Genomic DNA, 18,712 nt, shown 5'->3' with positions numbered 1-18,712 from the left:
GACGCTGCGGAAAATTCGTATGTCAACGATAAACACTGACGTCGGTGTTCGCAATAGATTCAGGACTAGTATATTACAATCAAAATCACAAAGATTTTGGCCATCCGTTAACCGTTTCTGCGGCAGACAGCAAGGGGGTTCAGGGCAAGGCCGCACTGGAGCTTGACGTTCCGTATCGCACCCAAAATTTTAAGGAGGTTTTGATAACAGCACACCATCAGACCAATCAAATTACACAGTGGCTATGACTAATATTATCGAAATACCAACAAAAGGAGGAGCAGGATGGCCAAATTAGTCGCAATCGGTGATAGTTTGACTCAGGGGTTTCAATCTTTTGCCATTCATAAATGCAACCTGTCCTATCCCGCCATGATCGCCCAGTGTCTTGGTGAGGATATTCCTGATTTCAGGGTCCCCAATTTTTTGGGCAAAGGAGGATTTCCATTCAACATTGAATGGCTATCGAGGCAGTTGGAGAGCAGTTACGGTCAGGACATCAACGTTTTCGAATGGCCGTTCGCCATTGATAAAATTGTCGATATGATGGACGATGTAGAAGACTACTGGGAAAGAGGTAAAGGCGCACGTCCTTCGAAAGGCGTTTTATATCACAACCTTGCGGTATGGGGGTTTGAGGTTGCCGACGCCTATAATATCAACGCTGGTATGTGTAGACAAAAAATAGAATCCAACAAAGATGATTGGCTCCAGATTCCCTCGGAGCCACGGCTCAGGACTGCCTACAAGGTGTTGAATCCTTCCCAGGCTGAAGATAGAAATAATGATACGCAGATAAATATTGCCCGTAGGATAAAGGAAGAAGACGGCGAAATAGAAAACCTCATTGTCTGGCTGGGGGCGAACAACTGTTTAGGAACCGTAACAGGACTGAAAATAGATGAAACCGGGGATGATCCGCCAGGCCCCAATTCCAAGCACACCCTTTGGACACCCAAGGCTTTTGAGGCTGAATATCGGGAACTGGCCAACCAGATCGATACCATCGGCGCCACCCATGTTTATGTGGCAACAATTCCCCATGTTACCATTCCACCGATCACACGCGGCATCATGAAAAACAGGGGACGCCTGCCTAACAACCGGCGCTACTTTGATTACTACACCCATTTTTTCATTAAAGATAAGCGTTTTGATCCCGACAAAGATTCCCATCTGACCAAGGACGATGCCGAAAAAATCGACAATTATATTGATCAATACAACGAATTCATCCGCCGCCAGGCTGATGATAAAGGCTGGGAAGTGGTGGACACGTGCAGGCTGTTAGATCTTCTGGCCGAACGTCGAAACCATGGCAGTCCTAAATATAATCTGCCGACTGAGGTTAAAGATTTAGGCGTGCGGTTTTTTGAAATCGATAAAAGCGGAAAAATCATTAATGGCGGTCTGATATCGCTTGACGGCATTCACCCGACGACATGCGGCTATGGACTGGTTGCTCAGGAATTCATCAACGTCATGAGAAAAAAGAATCCTGCCATTCGAAACATTGATTTCGCCGACATTCGCTTTTGGGACACTCTAGTCAGCAGGCCGCCCAGAACCCTCGACGATGTGTTCGGTATGTTAAAGACTTTGGAGAAATGGTTTCATATTTCCAGGATTTTATAATCACCACAATATGAAAAAGATCTTGAAAAAGGGAAAACCACTTTTGGCGATCAGTTGTTAAAACTATATACAAGTGTCACTTCGGCCAAGTGCCGGTGTTCACTGTTTCCTTAACACAATATTCCCAGCGTATAGCCCCTAATCAAAGTAATTGACATAACCTTGTCACAAGATTAGTCTAAATTATCTACGGTCGTGAATTCTGTACTCCCATGTACACCATATTGAAAATTTTTTTCTTAAAACCCCTGGTTTTATCCGGGCCGGTCATTTGCTGATATTTTTACTATCGATAGTAATGCAGTTAATAACTGGCCCTATCTGCTGCATAACTTGCTGTTAAGATATAAAATGTGTTTGTTGGGGCACATTTTGTATATGGCTATCCAAACGGAATCATTGCATGAATGTCTAACTGAAATGGGGGTGGATATGAATCGTGTTGATTATGTTTTTTGTTTAGGATTTCTTTCCAGAAAAATTCCTTATTATTTACTTTCTTCATTACTATTGGTCTTTCTATTGATTTGTTGGCAGGATTGCCGCGCAGCTGAATGTGTTGGTAATACGATAGAAGATTTTGAAGGACCTTTTATATCCGAAACGGGCTATGGGAATATTCCTTCATCATGGTCGATTAGCGGCCCCGAAAAGGCTGTGTTTGATAAAGGAATGGATAGTTATCAAGGCAATTCAAGTTTATATGCAAACGCGGTATATGATGAAACCTATTATACCTGTATAGAAGCGGTGTTATTGGGAACGCCTGGATTGATGGCAAATTTAAGGGTCAGGGCAAAAGCGTCGACCAGTGGGCAAGCCCAGGCCAGTTTGATCGCTGTTCATGATTATGGGCGGAATTCTATCACTCACTATTGGTATTACTATTCAGCGGCGGATTGGATATTAATGGAAATAGATGAAGTCCAAGTGCCGATTAATGGTGAACTCCCTGTAAAGCTCTGTGTCAGCCATGGTAGTTACGCTGGGTCTACGGATTTCAATTTTGATTGTTTAACTACTGATGTTGATTTGAGAATCAAAGATGCAGATACGGATGGAGATGGTATTCCCGACGATTCAGACAATTGCCCGAACGATCCGAATCCAGGCCAGGAAGATACGGATAACGATAATATTGGAGATGTTTGCGAACCCATTGACGTTGCAGGAACGTGGCAAGTTACAGATATAAACGACGAAACTGATTGTGGTGAAGGCATAAACACCGTTGAATACACTATCTACATCACACAAAATGGTGAGCAAATCACTGTTGATAAAGATCCTGAGGGGACTTTCACAGGGACGCTCTCAGGAAATACAATCACATGGAGCGGTAGCTATCCCGAAGATGGCGGCACAACAACGATATTGTCTATGACTGTTGATGTCTCGGATGATGGAAACACCTTTACTTCACAATCTTCCTGGTCATGGACCGATGGCATTGATTCCTGTAGCGGTACATCGCAGGGAGAAGGTGTTAAATCAGCTGATAGTAACAATGGCGACGGAGACGATGGTGACGGTGGTGATGGTGGTGATGGTGGTGGCGGTGGCGGCGGTGGCGGATGCTTCCTCGATGTCGTTTCCTTAAAATCTATCTGGAAATAACAATCTTTATCACCTGTTTCCGGGGGTAAAAAATAGCAGGGCCAACCTGCGCAAGGAAGGCTATCCATTTGTTTTTTAAGCGGATTGGTTCGGTTCGCAGTACAAAGCAAGGGGAAAGATGGCAACGACTGTGAGATCGATATGGTTCCTGTACCGCATTTGCCGAGGTTGGTGGCCTTGCGGCGATCCCACGCCTACGGGCGTCAATTCGACCGATTCGAAAATGCCCGCATGATCGGCTGGGCGCGCGAAGGTGATGCGGATCACCCTGGCTCCGGACTGGCAGTGGTCATTACCATTATGTCCTACCTGTTCTAACCCACCAAAGGATTTTTACGCAACGATCAAGAAACAGCTTATTTACAGATTGCTTTGCTCAAAGCCGTCATGCCCCCCAATGACCATCTGATCCATGGTGCCGAACAGGAAAAATAATGAGTGGAAGCGCTTAAAGACAGAGGTCGACGATGCGTTTCACACAGCGATAGAAAGCAATGTTCTGGATTCCAGGAAGATTATACTGAAAGACCTGCGAAAACAGTGGATTGATATGGCCAGAACAGGAGACATGCTGTTTCTTGAAGCGCCCGGTATCCTTAACCGAACTGCTGCCGATGAAATGGAGCGCTTCGATGGCGGCATCAAGCAGATCGTTCATCAGATCCGGTTGCAGATCAATGTGATGGAATCCAATATTTCAGGCGAATACATGCTGATCGAGCAGCGCAAGTGGCATGGGATCATCATCTCTATGGGTTCAATATTACTGGGGATGCTCCTGGGCATGGGCGGTAGTGTCTGGCTTACCCGGTCCCGAAAAAAAATAATCAACCTATCCCTGATCGATTCACTCACCGGTATCTACAATCGGCGCGGATTGGAACAGGCGTTCGGCAGGCTGAACAAGTATTGTTTGATGAATCCACCCATTGGTTTTTCCATGTTGATGATGGGTATTGATAAATTCAAATCGATTAATGATCGTTTTGGTCATGATGTCGGAGACATGGCACTGAAGGCATTCGCGGAAAATACACGCACGATGATCCGTAGCAAGGATGTTTTTGACCGATTCGGTGGAGAGAAGAGTTTCTATTGGTATTGCCCGAAACCACCTCCACGGAGGCTCATGTGCTGGCGGAACGAATCCGTGAAGGAATCGCCGCTGCATCGATTGATCTGCTAGGACGACGTGAGCCACTCACCATCACCGTGAGTATTGGGTGCGCAACCGCCTCCACCGGATCAAGCGATGTGGAGGCGGTGCTTAAAGCCGCCGATGAGGCCATGTACCAGGCCAAGGCAAACGGCCGCAACCAGGTGGTGTGCAAGGCATCCGTATAGTCCGTTCGCTTATTTTTTTGCCAGACGCTTAACCAGCGGTATCAGAAAAACGATGCATGCAACCAAGAAGATGAGACTGCCCGCAAATGTTAAGACGTCCTGATTCTTCAGGCTGGCTGCCATAAACAAAAGCGCACAGATGATGAAAAGGATCCATCCGAAAAGCTGAATTTTGATTTCCAAATCGTCTTTCTTTTTCTGCATTTGATTATTATCCTTGCTGCCGAAATCAAGATTGTTGTTGATCTTTTCAAAAAATAAGACCATACTAAAATGTTTGGTTTAATATAGCGTTAAAATTACTTGCGGGCCGTCCGTGCAGTATGTCGGACGGTCCTGTTTGTTTCAAGGGACAAAAAAAATGACATTCGATGAGCTGGGGCTAAATCCCAAACTTTTAAAGGCCGTCCATTCGTTGGGATTTACAACCCCTACACCCATACAACAAGCCGCCATTCCGGATCTTTTGGAAGGCCGGTCCGACCTGGTGGGGCTGGCCCAGACAGGAACCGGTAAAACAGCCGCCTTTGGCCTGCCGATACTGCAGTTGATAGATCCCAGAAAGGCCATGGCGCAAGGGGTGGTGATCTGCCCGACCCGTGAACTCTGCGTCCAGATCACAGCGGATTTGAAACGTCTGGCATGCTATCTGAAGCCATTGGAAATTGTACCCGTTTATGGCGGGGCCGGCATGGCGAACCAGATCCGCCAGATAAAGCGCGGGGCGCAACTCATTGTGGCCACCCCCGGCAGGCTGCTCGACCTGATGCATCGCGGCGTTGTCCCCACGTCACAGATCAGATTTGTGGTGCTGGATGAAGCCGATGAAATGTTTACCATGGGGTTTCAGGAGGATATCGACGAGATCCTTAAGCAGACACCCGACACCCGCCGGACCTGGCTTTTTTCAGCCACCATGCCGGCTGCGGCCGAGCGGATTGCAAAGACCTACATGCATGATCCGATTGAATTGTCCATGGGGCAACGCAACATGGGGGCTGAAAATATCGAGCACATCTATTATGTCGTCAAGGAAAAAGACAGATATATCGCCTTGAAGCGGCTGATCGATTTCGAACCCGACATCTATGGGCTCGTTTTTTGCCGTACCCGCGCGGAAACGCGAACTGTAGCGGAAAAACTTTCCCAGGAGGGCTATAATGCCGAGGCCCTGCACGGTGACCTGTCGCAAGATCAGCGAAACCGGGTCATGCGTGGGTTCCGAGATCGCACCTTGCATATTCTGGTCGCTACCGATGTGGCTGCCAGGGGCATAGATGTGGAAGATATCTCCCATGTCATCCACTACAATCTTCCGGATGATACCGAACGCTATACCCATCGCAGCGGTCGCACGGCCAGGGCCGGAAAATCGGGATTTTCCCTTATGTTGGTCAATTCCCGTGAAGTCCATCGCCTGCCTGAAATAGAACATCGGGCGGGTGTGCGATTGAAAAGGGGAGAAATCCCCCAAGGCCGTGATATCTGCGAAAAACAACTTCTGGCAATCGTTAAAAAGATGGCCGCTGTTGAGGTCAAGCACAGCGATATCGCAGATTATCTTCCGCTTGTGCATAAGGCATTGGGAAACTTTTGCAAAGAAGAATTGATCCAGCGTTTTGTTTCGGTGGAATTCAATCGCTTCCTGAATGACTACCGCGACAGCAGTGATTTGAATGTTCGTACGGTCAAGTCGAAGAAAAGTGCCTGGAAGTCGCCTGAAAAAGCGGATAAAAACGTTCAGCGCTTTTTCATCAATATTGGCCGCCTGGACAATATCAACGAGGGTGCGATTGTACGCTGGGTATGCGATAAGACCGGCATTCGGTCGAAAAAAATCGGGCAGATCAATCTGAAACGGGAATTTTCTTTTTTTGATGTGGATAAGCAGGTCGCCAGCAAAGTGCTGCATGGCCTGAAAAACACGAAATTGGAAAATCGCAGCGTCAGCATAAAACCGGTTGAAAATTCCCCCATAGAAAGCAGGCGATCTTATGGAAAATCAATATCGAAAAAACATTCATCCCGGTCAAACCGTCGACATCGTGCTCAAAAAAGACCAGCGTACCGGTGCGCTGACCCGCGGCGTGGTTAAGAACCTGTTGACCAAGTCACCGCACCATCCACATGGTATCAAAGTGCGTCTGATGGACGGACAAGTGGGACGCGTCAAGCTTATCATTTGACGCTGACCCAGCAGCACCGTTTCAAGATCGGCCACCCGAATCTGTTTAACCTCAACAAGCGCCTCCAGGATTAGGTATGATTAAAATAGATCCGTCGGAGGCGTTCCCGACCTCCACCCCATCACAGGGCACGGTGTAAGGGCTCGCGCAAAAATAACTTCACATTTTCAGCGCCCATCCATTTATCCCTAATTGTCAATTAATTAATGTATGACTTGTACATCTATAGGCAAGATTCTGCCGTTGCGATAAACACGTTTTTTAACATCCGAATAACAAATGAGTAAAATTCAGAACGACATACAATCAAACGGCGATTTCAGGCATCGAAATAAATCGCTTGCCAAAATTCGTAATAAGTTATAGAATCAGTTGTTGTTCGAGTCCTGCCGATACGATATTCTTCAGATTAGTTTTCTCTGAAGAACGTGCTTTTTTACCATATATCGGCCTCCAATTTGTAGTAATATAAGCAAAACAGCAGTATCTCTCGTACTGTTTGGATGTGCTTTGTTCAAAGCCATTTTTTAGCTTATTCTTTCTCGTTACTTCCTCTCGAGCATTTTAAAGTGTCATTGTCATAGTGGTGATGACCCATCAAGTTGTCCCCGACAATTGATAAGACAGGAGGAAACAGGGGGTAAGGGCTCGCGCAAAAATAACTTCACATTTTCAGCGCCCATCCATTCCGCTCATCGGCGTTGCAAAAACACGGAATATGCCTGATATTCCTTTGTCTACGCGCCTTGCTGAACAGGCGCCTGAATACTGACAATTTGCGATTTTATTTATGCGCGAACCCTAAATGTACTTTGGGTGCCGGTAAAAAATAGGGTGAAGAAATAAAAAGAAGAAAGGCAGAAAACGAAAAAAGATGACTGAATCGATGCGGTAGGCGTTTAGATTGATGGTTGAAAAATACCAGTTGATATACCTATCTGAAATGCTGAAGACATCAAATAAAGAAAGGGAGTAGCTATCGAAAAATTGAGAATTAAAAAACTGTCCAGAAGCGCAAGAAAAAAACAACTTGCCTATGAGAATGGAAGAAAAGTCGCCCAAAAATGGATTAAAATTGCCTCCCCGCAGGAAATTGAAGCCACATTAAAACGAGGCAGCGCCCACCAGGATACCAATTACTTTGCATCTATGCGTAATATTTTTTTCAACGCCATAGAAAAGCAATATCCCGATGAAACCCGGGATGTTAAGATTTTCAATACGATGGATTTTATGAACGGCTGGCGTGAAGGCGTCATCTCCATCTATGACGCGAACAAGATCGGAAACTGATTTATAATTTGACACACTCAAATGGCGCCCTGATCACCGATAGCCGGGAGAGATGAAGTGCTCCCAGCTATCGATGATATTGATTGATAGAAGTGTTTATTCGATTTCAAATACCTTCATAGGCTGGCATTGAGTACTCGCCCTTGCAGTTGGTCTGCACGACTTCTCTGACGTTCATAAAAACCACGACCAATTTAACTGTTTTACTCATCTTTTTTCCCTTTTTCTTTGGTTTTGAATTGTCCTTTTCTGAGTCAGCTTCAAAACAGATTGCGTTGATTTGAACCCGGACACTCATATTTTTTTTACCCGGGTAATATTTGTGTTGACGCCATAATATTACCCGGGTATATATCGTCCACTCAATCTCAACAGGGAGAAATGGAAAGATGGGCGAAAAAAAAATAAAAAGCTGTACCGCATTCAAAGACAACCATTGTGTCGCTTCAGGAGATCTTTTGAACGTTGCTGGAAAAGTGAAAAGCCTCATTGATCAGGATGATCAGGCATCGATACTCATTTTTAACGATGACACCAGTGAGCTTGTCGAGGTGGATTTTCGTGGCACGATGGACGATGTATTCAAGCGGTTGAAAAAATCAAAATCGAGGGAGCAGCCTACCAACGTATCATCAACTACCGGCAAACACTTACAGCGCAAACGCGGTCGTCCCAAACTCGGTGTTGTGTCCCGTGAAGTCACGTTGCTGCCAAGGCATTGGGACTGGCTTAATCGCCAACCCGGAGGCGCCTCTGTCGCTCTTCGTAAGCTCGTTGAGGAAGCTAGACGAATAAACAGGGGAAAGGACAAATTGAGGCATTCACAAGAGGTGGCATACAGGTTCATGTCTGCCATGGCCGGAAACTTGCCGGGATTTGAAGAGGCGACAAGAGCCCTGTTTGCCGGCGATTCCGAACGTTTCAACAGATTGACGGATTTATGGCCTATGGATATCCGGGACCATGCCAGAAAGCTTGCACAGCCTGCATTCCAAGAATCAGTATGATTTGCCTGCGCTCTTATACAAAGTCAGGGTTTTTTCCGCGGCACAATGGGTTTGAGCCATCGATTTCTGGCGCCTTCATAGAACCATTTGTCCGGAAACCCACTCTGGTGAATAAAGGTCGGCTGCTTGGCCCACTGGATCAGTTTTTCATAGGCGTCCTGAATTTTTAAGAAGGTTTCCCCACTGCCGCCCTGATCGGGGTGGTGTTTCAGTGCCTGTCGCCGATAGGCGCTTTTGATTTTCAGTTCCAGATCGGCCTGGGTCAGATCGTGGGCGTCCAGTTCCAATTGAATCAGGCTGCTGGTTTTGATCGACGGAACTTTATGCCTATGAGGCATAACGGCATCAACGGTGGTCTTGTTTTTATAGGCCTGTTGTAACACCTGACGGGAAGCCAGATAGCGTTTTTTGGTACGGTCCTTTTCGTCCCACCACAAATTACCCAGAATATTTGAGAGTATTCGAAAGTCCTCTACGGGTTTACTGCGCCAAGAGCGCGGCAGTATATAGCTGTGGATTTGCTCGCTGCCGTAAAGCAGAATATCCATCATGATTACATAATCGGTAAAGTAAAAAGTGGCATAGCGGGCACTCAAGGCCTGTAACAGGCCCGTGCGGCGGTTTAATGACGCCAACAGGTGCTGCGGGCAGGCCATACTGCAGTATCGTCGGTGACGGGGGGGCAGTCGATCACCGCAGGCAAGGCAGCGCCGGATGGGTTTGGGCGCTGCAGTGGGGACAAATTTTTGTTCGTCTGGCTGCATGGAGGTCAACCATAGCAGGATTTACCAAAAGGGAGTATCCCTATTTTATTGCCTGAACACAAATATAATAGAACACTAATCGAATGCTCACAATAAGCCGGTAGCGTAGCAGTGTTTGTCATCCTGCCTCGTAAGACTACATCGACCGTGAGGATACGATCATGCGCAGTACAAAGCAAACGAAATCCATTGAGATTTCATCCATCAATAAACATTTTGGTAAGCACAAGGCGCTGCAAGATGTGACTTTACAGATCTTTGAAGGAGAGATGGTCGCCCTCATCGGGCCGTCCGGATCAGGCAAGTCCACCTTGCTGCGTCACATTTCAGGGCTGCTTTCCGGTGACCGGAATTCGGGGGGCATCCGTATTTTCGGGCGCACGGCGCAGCAAAACGGTGCCGTGGCAGCGGATATCCGGCAAATTCGATCCGATATCGGATTCATCTTTCAACAGTTTAATCTGGTTGGCCGGTTGACCCTGTTAACCAACGTGATGACGGGCATGTTGCCACGCATCAATACCTGGCGCAGCCTGATCGGTTGGTTTACCCGGGAAGAAAAACAACGCGCCATGCGGGCGCTGAATGCTGTCGGGCTGGCGCCGTACGCCAGTCAGCGGGCGAGCACGCTTTCCGGCGGCCAACAACAGCGGGCTGCCATTGCACGTGCTATCGAGCAGCGGGCGCGCATAATCCTGGCCGATGAACCCATTGCTTCACTGGATCCCGAATCCGCCCGCATGGTCATGACGTCTTTGAAAGCCCTCAATCAAAATAATGGTGTAACGGTCTTTATCAGTCTGCACCAGGTTCAATTCGCGTTAACCTATTGTCCGCGGTCTATCGCCATGAAAGCGGGTCGCATTGTTTTCGATGGCCCCAGCGATGCGCTGACCCCTTCTGTGTTGCGTGATATCTATGGTCTGAAAGTTGCTGAATTCAATATTGACGGAACGACGCCGTTGCAATGGGATATGCCCAATCCCTCGTCTGTCGTCGCTGCTGGCGTTGCCTGAACGACTTCAACCCTTGCAGTAATCCTTTACTATCACTTGTTATACATGAATCCCCCTATTTGGAAAGGAGAAAACAGATGAACAACTTGTGTCGTGCGTTTATCGCAGGCTTGGTGGCGGCTCTGGTTTTCATGTCCGGCGTGGCCCTGGCGGAGAAGAACCCCACATCGCTTACCATCGGGATAATTCCTACAGAATCCTCGTCGACGGCCATGAAAGGGTTCGAACCCTTTCGCGCCGACATGGAAAAAGCACTGGGCGTGCCGGTAAAGCTGTTCATGGCGCCCGATTACGCCGGTGTCATCGAGGCCATGCGGTTCGATAAGGTTCAGATCGCCTGGTTTGGCAACAAATCTGCCATTGAAGCGGTTAACCGGGCAAGCGGTGAAGTTTTCGTACAGACCGTGGACGTAACGGGAAACCCGGGCTACTGGTCGATTCTTGTCGTCCATAAAGACAGCCCTTACAAGACCATCGAAGATATTATCCGCGATGGCAAAAAGCTGACTTTCGGCAACGGTGATCCCAACAGCACCTCAGGCTATCTGATTCCCACCTACTACGTCTGGGGGAAACACGGCATCGATCCGGTCAAACACTTCAAGCTGGTGCGTAACGCCAATCATGAAACCAACCTGATGGCCGTGGCCAACAAACAAGTGGATTTTGCCACCAACAATACAGAAAACTGGGATAAATTTTCCAAAGCCCATCCCGACCTGATCAAGAATGTGCGCATTATCTGGAAAAGCCCCCTGATTCCCAGTGATCCCATGGTCTGGCGCAAAGATCTGTCAAAAGAATGGAAAAGCAGAATCAAAGGGTTTTTCCTGGCCTATGGCCGCATTGGCGCCAACAAGGATAAAGAACTGAAAGTCCTTGCGGGCATGAGTTCAGGCTGGGCCCCGTTCCAGGATTCCTCCAACCACCAACTGCTGCCGATCATGGAAATCAATTATGCGAAAAACAGAATGAAAATTGAGCATAACGATGCCGTGGCCGCCGATACAAAGGCCCAGCAGATGGCTGAAATCGACAAACAGCTGGTGGAAATTCAAACATACAGCAAGCTTGTCGGCAAATACAATTAACCCCCAGAGACAACAACGGGGGCGGATCCGTTTATCGGCCCCCGTTTTATTTTTTTCCTGCACCCTTAAAAACGAAACGAGACGAAAACAGACCCATGGCAACTGCTATCCCGTTGACTGAAATTCCGGAAATGCCCATTCGCCAGAAATTACTGCGACTGATCATCGGTCTGGGCTTTGCCGTCATGCTGATGTGGGCCTGGCAGGGCGCCGAAATGCGGCCATTGGATCTTTTTATCTACCGTAAAAATATGGCCGCTTACCTGTCCGGCTTTTTGACGCCGGATTTTACCGAGTGGCGTCAATATCTGCACCATACGCTTGTGACCATCCAGATTGCCATTTGGGGGAGTTTGCTGGCCATTGTGGGGGCAGTGCCCTTTGGCTTGATGTCGGCCACCAACGTGGTGCCTTTCTGGATCTATCAGCCGATCCGGCGGTTGATGGATGCCTGTCGCTCGATCAACGAGATGATTTTTGCCATGCTCTTTATCAGCGCCGTCGGACTGGGCCCCTTTGCCGGTGTGCTGGCTCTGTTCATGCACACCCTGGGCACCCTGGCCAAGCTTTTTTCCGAAGCCGTGGAGGCCATCGACCCCCAGCCGGTAGAGGGCATCCGTGCCACGGGCGCCAACAAGGTTCAGGAAATCGCCTACGGCATCATCCCGCAGGTCGTGCCCTTGTGGATTTCTTACTCTCTCTATCGATTCGAGTCCAACGTGCGCTCGGCCAGTGTTGTGGGCATGGTTGGGGCCGGCGGGATCGGGATGCTATTGTGGGATGCCATCCGCAGCTTTAATTATGGCGCCACGGCCGCCATGCTGCTGATTCTGGTGGTTGTGGTGAGTTTTTTGGATGTGGGATCCAGTTATGTGCGCAAACAATTCATTTAAAGTTCTCACCCCTTCAACACCGGACCCAGCGATGCCTGAAGTGCCGGTGTCCCCGCCCACACCCGCCAGTGATCCGCATGGATCTCCTCCGCCTCGAAGAAACCGCCTGCCTCGGTTAACAGAATCTTTGATGCCGCGAAGTCCCACTGCCTGATCCCCTCATAAAACACGCCCGCCAGATAGCCGGCAGCCGCATAGGCTAGCTCGGCGGCGGCCGCTCCCAGACAACGCGCTTTCCGAATCCGGGGCAGCAGTGTATTCAGCCGGCGGGTCATGATCTGCATGACCTCCGGCGTTTTCCCGAAACTCATCGACACCACGGCGTCGCTGACGCCGTTGACCTGAGATATCCGGATCGGCCGTTCATTCAGAAACGCACCGTGGCCGGCAATGCCTGCAAACATCTCACGGTTTGACGGAAGATAAACAACGCCCACGATGGGTTGTCCCCAACGGGTCGGCCGTTTCAGGTATGTGTCGCTATCATGCGCTCCATTTCGATAACAGGCGATGGAAACGCAAAAAAACGGGATGCCCTGCGAAAAGTTGACCGTACCGTCAAGCGGGTCGACGACCCAGGTGTAGCCGCCACTGCCCGGCAGCGCCCCGCTTTCTTCGGTGAGAATGGCGTGGTCTGGAAACGTTTGCCGAATGGTTTCAATAATGACCCCTTCACAGTGGCGGTCTGTTTCGAGCTTGATGTCATGCAAAAGCCGCACGCTGCCGCCGCTGGACTCCCGGCGAAAGGCCTTCATCTGGATCTCACCGGCAAGGCGGGCGGCATGCTCGGCTGTGGCCACGATCCGGTCGTGGTGTACGGGTGCAATGTTTTTTCCCAAACCGGTTTGGATATCGGGTGTCATGGTAGTCCCCATTGGTATGGATGGGCAATTGCTAACGGCCAGCCGTATAGACTTCGCGCCCCTCGACAAACGTGCGCAGCACATCGGCAACACCCGTGCGATCGTCAACCATTACCATGTCGGCGGATTTGCCGATTTCAATGGAGCCGGTCAGATTGTCGATGCCGGCGGCACGGGCGGCATTGAGGCTGATCATGCGGATGGCCTGCGGCAGACTTAAAATGTCTTCATGGTAGAGCTTCAGGGCTGCGTGGAGCAGGGACATGGGCGCATAGTCAGAGCACAAGATGTCTCCCAGTTCCGCCTTGATCGCCTCCTGTCCGGACAGGTTGTCGGTCAGTGAAGCCCCGCGCAGCACATTGGGTGAGCCCAGCGAGATAAACATACCATGCCGGCGGGCGGCCTGGGCGGCTTCCAGGTTGACCGGGAATTCGGAAATCGTCGCCCCCAGCCGGCTGACCGCAGCCACTTTGTCAGGGCTGTCGTCATCGTGGCTGGCAACCTGAATATTGTTCTCCTGACATATGCGGGTCAGATGCGCGATGCCTTCCCAGTCGATACGGCCACTGGCCTCCAGGCGTTGCTCGATCAACCGATCCACATGCTCCGCCGACAGACCGCGTGCTTTGGCATAGTAAGCCCTGAAGTGGTGTAAATCGGAGAATTGACCTTGCCCCGGGGTGTGATCCATCAGCGAGAAAAAGTGAATCAGGCGTTCATTGATCAGCCTTTCGACATGCACGAATCCTTCGGTGTTGGAGATCTCGTAGCGGGCGTGTACGTGGGTTCGCGCACGGAAATCGGCTCGCTGACGATGCAGATGGTGAACCAGAAAGTCGGTCATTTCGGCGTTGCGAAAGGCCGGCTTTTCATCATTATCCAGAAAACACAGACAATGAAAGATCGTGGCCACCCCGCAGGCAACCAGTTGTTTGTCCAGCTCATGCAGAGCGATATCGATGGGAAATTGTCCGCCCGGGCGCGGCTGAATCGCGTTTTCGATCACATCACTGTGAATGTCGATGAAGCCCGGCAGTAAAAGGTTGTTCTCTCCTTCGATGTCAATCGTGCCGTGAATCGATACGGGCGACGTGGCAATATCGCAGATGATGCCCTGCGACACCACGACGGCGGTACTGGGCAGAACCGCATCCGGCGTGACCACGCGGACGTTGCGGATAATCATATCGGGCGGGGTGAGTGTTTCTGTGCGCATGATTACGTTTCCTTTTCAGGCATGGTAAAGGTCGTGTCCATCAGGCGATCCATGATCGACTTGTCATGGAAGATGGCAATCATGGTGGTACCACGGTTTTTCAGTTCCGACAGCAGTTGAAGCACGATAGAAAGGGCCTCGACGTCCAGGGATGCGGTCGGTTCATCGAGCAGCAGCAGCCGCGGTGGATGGATAATCGCCCGGGCCAGGTTGACCCGCTGTTTCTCACCACCGCTGAACGTAGCCGGATAGGCGTCGTGGAGTTTCTGGTCGATGCGCAGCCGCTGGAGAAGCGCACCGGATCGTTCCCGCGCGTCGGCTTTGGACATGCCGGCATTGACCAGGGGTTCGGCCACCACGTCCCTTGTGGATACGCGGGGCAGCACGGAGAGAAACTGGGTCACATAGCCGATTTCATCGCGGCGCAGCGCCAGGACCTGATTTTCCGGCAGGTCGGTCAACTGGACCGGACCAAAGGCCTTCGAGTCATAAAGAATCTGCCCTGAGCTGGCACCGTATGTGCGATAGATGCATTTGAGCACCGAACTCTTTCCATACCCGCTGGGACCGGCCAGCCCCAATGCTGTGCCGTGGGGCACCGTAAAAGAGATTTTACGAAAGCCGATGATGGCTTTGCCGCCGAGCACATGCGAAATAAATCGTTTTTCCAGATTCTCGACGGCCAGCAGAGGTTTGGGATATGTTTCCATAATTGATGTGCATTTTTTTCAATTGTTATTGCCACAATTCTGAGCGCCTTTTTTTGAGAAGTCTGGATCAGGTCCGATAACAAGGCGGAAAGTGGCTCGAAAGCGGAGCATATATGTAATATGTGAGCATTTTGAGACGCTTTCCAACGCCGTTAGCGGGCCTTAGACGGATTTATCAAACAGGCGCTAAAGCACCGAATTCACCAGAAGCTGTGTATACGGATGCTGGGGGTCCTCAAGAATCTGATCCGACAATCCCGATTCGACAATGCAGCCATGGCGCATCACAATTGTTCGCGAGGTGAGTAAACGGATGACGCCCAGGTCATGGGACACGACGATGGTGGCAATCCCCAGCGCTTGTTGCAGCGAGCGGATCAGGTCCAGCACCCTGGCCTGTACCGACACATCCAGACCGGTGGTGACCTCGTCCAGGAACAGGACGGCCGGCCGGGTGGACAGCGCTTTGGCGATCTGCACCCGTTGCTGCATGCCGCCGGAAAAGTTGACCGGCGGTTCGTTCATGCGCCGGGCGGGCACTTCGGTTTGCTCCAAAAGATGCGAGGCCCGCTGCTGCATCCGGCCCACATGGCGCCAGCCGCCCATCAACAGGCGCTCGGCAATGTTGCCGCCTGCGCTGACCTTGAGATACAACCCCATGCGAGGGTTCTGGTAGACAATGCCCATGCGTTCGTTACGAATCCGGCGCTGTTTGAATGCACTGAGCGAGAAGAGATTTTGATCCGGATCAATGCCCAGTGCGCCTGCGGCTGGATCGTTCCCGTTCAAATCGAGATGGAACCGGCCGTCAGTGGGTTCAAAGTCAAAGTGCAGCAACCGCACCACGGTGCTCTTCCCCGAGCCGCTTTCGCCGACGATTCCCAGCACTTCGTTGGGATAAAGATCGAACGTGACATCACGGCAGGCCAGGACCGACTGGCACCGTGGGCACTGGTTGGTCTGCCGGTCTGCTCCGGTAAGGGAAAAACAATATGGGCAACCCGGCCCGTAGCGCTTGGTCAAGTACTCAACCCGGAGGATCGGCTTCACGGTTTGTTCTCCGACTGGGGGTTGGGATTGGCGGCTTTGTGCTTGTCGCAGAAGGACGTGTCCGAGCAGGTGTAGATGCGCTGCCCACTTTCATCGTCAATGACTTCATCCAGAAAGGTTCCCACCGACCCGCAGCGATCGCATCGACGCCCGTGAAAGGCCTCTACCCGAAAGGCAAAATCATCGAATTCGAGTGGACGGACATCCGTATGGGGCGGAATGGCGTAGATCCGTTTTTCCCGTCCCGCGCAAAAGAGAAGCAGCGCGTCGTTTTGATTGAGCCTGGGCACATCCCAGCGCGGAATGGGGCTGGGGTCCATGAGGTAGCGATGATTGACCATCACCGGGTAGCGGGCACCGATGGTGATTTCGTTGAACTTGACGATATCCTCGTAAAGGTACAGCCACATGCGGCTGTAATCCGCTTCGGCGTGCATCCGGCGGGTCTTCTGCTCGCTGGGTTCGACCAGGCGCAGCGGTTCGGGAATGGGTACCTGAAATATCAGCAGCTGGTGAGGCGCAAGCGTTTCTTCGGGAATGCGATGCCGGGTCTGAATCAGGGTGGCGGCGGTGGTGTCTGTGGTCAAGCGCACACCGGTGACCTGCTGAACGAACTGTTTGATGTTGACCGCATTCACGCTGTCGTCAGATCCCTGATCAATGACCTTGAGCACATCATCGTCACCGATCAGCGCCAGGGTGAGCTGCAGTCCGCCGGTTCCCCATCCCCTGGCGATGGGCATTTCCCTGGATCCGAAGGACACCTGACAACCCGGCAGGGCAACCGCTTTGAGCATTTTGCGCCGGATTTCCCGTTTGGCGCCTTCATCGAGAAAAGCATAGGAATAATGGCCGGATCTATGCTTCAGACCATCGCGCCAATCAGGCGATTGCATCGGCGTTTGCGCCAGTGGATTCGGCTTCATCTATGGGGCTCCTTTTGAGCGAATTGTTCTTCCTGAATTTTGCGCAGGCGGTCCAGTTCAGACTGAAATGTGACATAGTGGGGGAGTTTGTAGTGGTTGCAGAACCCCATGGATTCGATGCCGTCCACATGGGTGAGGACAAACTCCTGATTCTCGGAGGGTGCCGTGGGTGTTTGGGTGGAGATGGCCCGGTCCAGAACCGCCATGGCAATGGCCTTGGTTTCGTTGTGGCCAAAGCAGAGCCCGTACCCAAGACTGAAAACGGCTGGCCCCTCGCCACCTTCTATGCGTGAGATTACTTCCGCCTCGGTGACCAGGATCTCACCGATATTCTCAACCTCTCCGGTTACCGGGTTGGGGTAGGGCACTGGCAGATATCCGACCCGCAGTTCTCCGATCACCGGGTGCACAGACCCATAACCGCGCATGTTCGAGTAGGCCAGGGCGAGCATGCCGCCTGTTTCACCGCGGGCCAGGGTCTGCAGCTGGGCGCTGCGCGGCGCCGGGAAAGAGAGGGCCTGACGGGTGACGTCCACAGGCAAGGCGTCCTCCCGGGTACCGGTAGGCGAAGACACCAATAATCCTTCCCGGCGCAGCATTTCCACAACCTTGGGAAAATTTTCCGGAAGCGGTTCAAGGGGTTTGGTATCAGTGAACAAACGCGAGATCTGCCGATGGGTGCGCTCCGGGGACTCGTCTTTGAGATCGAAATCAAGAAGGCGCAGGGTGTAATCCGGTGTCGGACCCAGAACCTGGCCGCCCGGAATATCTTTGAACGCCGCCGAGATCCGCCGGATCAGGCGAATGCGGTCCGTGGCCATGGGGGCGGTATAGCCGAAACGGGGCAGGGTGGTGCGATAGGCACGCAGGATAAAGGCGGCTTCAAATGTGTCGCCAGCCGCCTGTTTAATGGCCAGGGCGGCCAGATCCGGGGCATAAATCGAGCCTTCGCCCATGACCCGATCCACCGCCAGGTGGAGCTGCTCGCGGATCTGCTCTATCTCCAGCAGATTGGAACAGCCACCGGCGCGGCGAATCAGACAAAATTGTTCGGCATTGCCGATGGCGGCAGCACCGCCTTTTACGGCCACATAGCCCATC

21 protein-coding genes are annotated in these 18,712 nt (G+C 51.1%); 12 read left to right on the top strand and 9 right to left on the bottom strand.

Translation table 11 applies throughout. The features are described from left to right. Positions 1–285: 285 nt before the first annotated feature. The 5 genes from Dvar_RS40660 to Dvar_RS40640 all read left to right on the top strand — a co-directional run bounded on the left by Dvar_RS40660 (position 286) and on the right by Dvar_RS40640 (position 4,596). A complete protein-coding gene (locus Dvar_RS40660) occupies positions 286–1,635 on the top strand; it encodes an SGNH/GDSL hydrolase family protein (protein ID WP_419659175.1) in 1,350 nt (449 codons plus the stop codon). 432 nt (positions 1,636–2,067) lie between these two features. Further along, entirely contained in the window at positions 2,068–3,252 is a 1,185-nt protein-coding gene (locus tag Dvar_RS40655; protein WP_419659174.1) for a thrombospondin type 3 repeat-containing protein, read from the top strand. 141 nt (positions 3,253–3,393) lie between these two features. Next, positions 3,394–3,570 carry a hypothetical protein gene (locus tag Dvar_RS40650; RefSeq protein ID WP_419659173.1) on the top strand — a complete coding sequence of 59 codons (177 nt, stop codon included), beginning with the start codon at positions 3,394–3,396 and terminating at the stop codon, positions 3,568–3,570. A gap of 232 nt (positions 3,571–3,802) precedes the next feature. Continuing rightward, positions 3,803–4,438, top strand: a complete 636-nt coding sequence (locus Dvar_RS40645) for a GGDEF domain-containing protein (RefSeq protein ID WP_419659172.1) — start codon at positions 3,803–3,805, stop codon at positions 4,436–4,438. Further along, positions 4,384–4,596 carry a GGDEF domain-containing protein gene (locus Dvar_RS40640; RefSeq protein WP_419659171.1) on the top strand — a complete coding sequence of 71 codons (213 nt, stop codon included), beginning with the start codon at positions 4,384–4,386 and terminating at the stop codon, positions 4,594–4,596. The genes Dvar_RS40645 and Dvar_RS40640 overlap by 55 nt, the downstream gene beginning before the upstream one ends. A 9-nt stretch (positions 4,597–4,605) precedes the next feature. On the opposite strand, the gene Dvar_RS40635 is transcribed toward Dvar_RS40640, so the two are convergent. After that, positions 4,606–4,800, bottom strand: a complete 195-nt coding sequence (locus tag Dvar_RS40635; RefSeq protein WP_419659170.1) for a hypothetical protein — start codon at positions 4,798–4,800, stop codon at positions 4,606–4,608. A gap of 157 nt (positions 4,801–4,957) precedes the next feature. Here Dvar_RS40635 and Dvar_RS40630 point away from each other — a divergent pair, with 157 nt between their 5' ends. The 3 genes from Dvar_RS40630 (at position 4,958) to Dvar_RS40620 (ending at position 8,075) form a co-directional block, all read left to right on the top strand. After that, entirely contained in the window at positions 4,958–6,691 is a 1,734-nt protein-coding gene (locus tag Dvar_RS40630) for a DEAD/DEAH box helicase (protein ID WP_419659169.1), read from the top strand. Then, entirely contained in the window at positions 6,642–6,782 is a 141-nt protein-coding gene (locus tag Dvar_RS40625; protein ID WP_419659168.1) for a YwbE family protein, read from the top strand. The genes Dvar_RS40630 and Dvar_RS40625 overlap by 50 nt, the downstream gene beginning before the upstream one ends. A gap of 987 nt (positions 6,783–7,769) precedes the next feature. Continuing rightward, positions 7,770–8,075, top strand: coding sequence for a hypothetical protein (locus Dvar_RS40620; RefSeq protein ID WP_419659167.1), 306 nt, complete (start codon positions 7,770–7,772; stop codon positions 8,073–8,075). A gap of 106 nt (positions 8,076–8,181) precedes the next feature. On the opposite strand, the gene Dvar_RS40615 is transcribed toward Dvar_RS40620, so the two are convergent. Next, on the bottom strand, positions 8,182–8,373 hold the full coding sequence (locus Dvar_RS40615; RefSeq protein ID WP_419659166.1) for a hypothetical protein: 192 nt from the start codon (positions 8,371–8,373) through the stop codon (positions 8,182–8,184). A gap of 91 nt (positions 8,374–8,464) precedes the next feature. On the opposite strand from Dvar_RS40615, the gene Dvar_RS40610 reads away from it, so the two are divergent. Continuing rightward, positions 8,465–9,082 carry a DUF2239 family protein gene (locus Dvar_RS40610; protein ID WP_419659165.1) on the top strand — a complete coding sequence of 206 codons (618 nt, stop codon included), beginning with the start codon at positions 8,465–8,467 and terminating at the stop codon, positions 9,080–9,082. Positions 9,083–9,105: 23 nt separating this feature from the next. On the opposite strand, the gene Dvar_RS40605 is transcribed toward Dvar_RS40610, so the two are convergent. Next, a complete protein-coding gene (locus tag Dvar_RS40605) occupies positions 9,106–9,846 on the bottom strand; it encodes a DnaJ domain-containing protein (RefSeq protein WP_419659164.1) in 741 nt (246 codons plus the stop codon). A gap of 161 nt (positions 9,847–10,007) precedes the next feature. On the opposite strand from Dvar_RS40605, the gene phnC reads away from it, so the two are divergent. From phnC to phnE, 3 genes are all read left to right on the top strand, one after another. After that, positions 10,008–10,862: a phosphonate ABC transporter ATP-binding protein gene (gene phnC / locus Dvar_RS40600; RefSeq protein WP_419659163.1), complete on the top strand. Its 855-nt coding sequence runs from the start codon at positions 10,008–10,010 to the stop codon at positions 10,860–10,862. 77 nt (positions 10,863–10,939) lie between these two features. Then, positions 10,940–11,953, top strand: a complete 1,014-nt coding sequence (phnD, locus tag Dvar_RS40595) for a phosphonate ABC transporter substrate-binding protein (RefSeq protein ID WP_419659162.1) — start codon at positions 10,940–10,942, stop codon at positions 11,951–11,953. Between the two features lie 95 nt (positions 11,954–12,048). Further along, positions 12,049–12,846 (top strand): phosphonate ABC transporter, permease protein PhnE, encoded by a 798-nt coding sequence (gene phnE, locus Dvar_RS40590; protein WP_419659161.1) that lies wholly within the window; start codon positions 12,049–12,051, stop codon positions 12,844–12,846. Between the two features lie 5 nt (positions 12,847–12,851). Here phnE and Dvar_RS40585 read toward each other — a convergent pair whose 3' ends face one another. From Dvar_RS40585 to Dvar_RS40560, 6 genes are all read right to left on the bottom strand, one after another. Then, the gene (locus Dvar_RS40585) at positions 12,852–13,709 is read right to left on the bottom strand and encodes an inositol monophosphatase family protein (protein WP_419659160.1); all 858 of its coding nucleotides are present in this window, start codon (positions 13,707–13,709) and stop codon (positions 12,852–12,854) included. 31 nt (positions 13,710–13,740) lie between these two features. Continuing rightward, the gene (gene phnM / locus Dvar_RS40580) at positions 13,741–14,925 is read right to left on the bottom strand and encodes a phosphonate metabolism protein PhnM (protein WP_419659159.1); all 1,185 of its coding nucleotides are present in this window, start codon (positions 14,923–14,925) and stop codon (positions 13,741–13,743) included. Positions 14,926–14,927: 2 nt separating this feature from the next. Further along, complete coding sequence (locus tag Dvar_RS40575) at positions 14,928–15,635, bottom strand: phosphonate C-P lyase system protein PhnL (protein ID WP_419659158.1); 708 nt, start codon at positions 15,633–15,635, stop codon at positions 14,928–14,930. A 186-nt stretch (positions 15,636–15,821) separates the two neighbouring features. Then, positions 15,822–16,685, bottom strand: a complete 864-nt coding sequence (locus tag Dvar_RS40570; RefSeq protein WP_419659157.1) for an ATP-binding cassette domain-containing protein — start codon at positions 16,683–16,685, stop codon at positions 15,822–15,824. Beyond that, positions 16,682–17,611 (bottom strand): alpha-D-ribose 1-methylphosphonate 5-phosphate C-P-lyase PhnJ, encoded by a 930-nt coding sequence (locus Dvar_RS40565; RefSeq protein WP_419659156.1) that lies wholly within the window; start codon positions 17,609–17,611, stop codon positions 16,682–16,684. The genes Dvar_RS40570 and Dvar_RS40565 overlap by 4 nt, the downstream gene beginning before the upstream one ends. Beyond that, a complete protein-coding gene (locus Dvar_RS40560) occupies positions 17,608–18,711 on the bottom strand; it encodes a carbon-phosphorus lyase complex subunit PhnI (RefSeq protein WP_419659155.1) in 1,104 nt (367 codons plus the stop codon). Before Dvar_RS40560 ends, Dvar_RS40565 begins: the two co-directional genes overlap by 4 nt. Between the last annotated feature and the right edge of the window lies 1 nt (position 18,712).

The organism is Desulfosarcina variabilis str. Montpellier, assembly GCF_048565275.1.
GTDB classification, from domain to species: Bacteria; Desulfobacterota; Desulfobacteria; order Desulfobacterales; family Desulfosarcinaceae; genus Desulfosarcina; species Desulfosarcina variabilis.
Note: the sequence above shows the minus strand (reverse complement) of the source record. Positions and strands in the feature narration are given on the sequence as shown.